Raw genomic sequence first — 1,100 nt, 5'->3', positions numbered from 1 at the left:
AGATGTGTATAAGAGACAGCTATTATAATTTAGCTTTCTCCTTCTGGTGATTCTCATGTTATTTTAAGCGAAGTTTTTATTCTGTTAACTATAATTTAAAGCCCATAGCAAAAGCTGCTTGAAAAGTGGCGTGTAGGCTACTTTTCAAACAGCTTTTTCCTTTAATCTTCTAGCTCTGTTAAAATAATTGGTTTATCCTTTGTTACAATAACCGAATGCTCAATTTGTGCAACAAGTGATTGATCTGGTGTAATAAATGTCCAGCCATCCCCTGATTCAACGATATGCTCTGCCTTCGCTGAAATAAACGGCTCAACCGCTAACACCATACCTTCTTTCATAATCGTTGAATCCCATGCATCATAGTAATTTAAAATATGATCAGGTGCCTCATGTAATGAGCGCCCTAAACCATGTCCTGTTAAATTCATAATAACTGTCAAGCCATTTGCGTTCGCTTCACGCTCTACAGCCTTGCCAATTTGGTTCAATTTTGAACCAGCTTTCACTTTCATCATCGCGCGATCAAAAGCGGATTTTGCCACGGCACATAGCTTTTCTTTATCATCATAACCCTCACCAACGACAAAAGAAATACCTGTATCGGCAAAATAACCATCATATGAGCCCGACACATCAATGTTAACTAAGTCTCCCTCTTGGATTACTTTATTACCTGGAATGCCATGCGCAACCTCATGATTAACACTAATGCACGTATAGCCTGGGAAATCATATTCGCCCTTTGGCCCAGATAAAGCGCCTGCTTCCTCGAACATGCGACCAGCTATTTCATCTAACTCCTTCGTTGTAACACCCGGCTTTGTAGCTGCTTTCATCGCCTCACGAATTTCCGCCACAATGCGCCCAATTTTTTTAAATGCATCTAATTCTTCTTGAGTCGTTACGATCATTTTAAACGCCCTTCCTTTAAAGAAAATCTTTAATCACTATACCACAAATGAACAAATAAATTGTATAATGGACTTCCAATAAAAAAATTATAAATTTTCTGAAATTTAAATAATTAATGCTTTGACATAACTACAAAAGAGGTGATGAAATGACTGATTTAGCTGTTTATTTATTATTATTTATCA

The 1,100-nt window shown here is 37.1% G+C and carries 1 protein-coding gene; it reads right to left on the bottom strand.

Translation table 11 applies throughout. From position 1 onward, the window contains the following. Nucleotides 1-161 precede the first annotated feature (161 nt). Nucleotides 162-914 carry a type I methionyl aminopeptidase gene (gene map, locus C9J34_RS21470; RefSeq protein WP_107842192.1) on the bottom strand — a complete coding sequence of 251 codons (753 nt, stop codon included), beginning with the start codon at nucleotides 912-914 and terminating at the stop codon, nucleotides 162-164. Between the last annotated feature and the right edge of the window lie 186 nt (nucleotides 915-1,100).

The organism is Metasolibacillus meyeri (assembly GCF_003049505.1).
GTDB lineage: Bacteria > Bacillota > Bacilli > Bacillales_A > Planococcaceae > Metasolibacillus > Metasolibacillus meyeri.
Note: the sequence above shows the minus strand (reverse complement) of the source record. Positions and strands in the feature narration are given on the sequence as shown.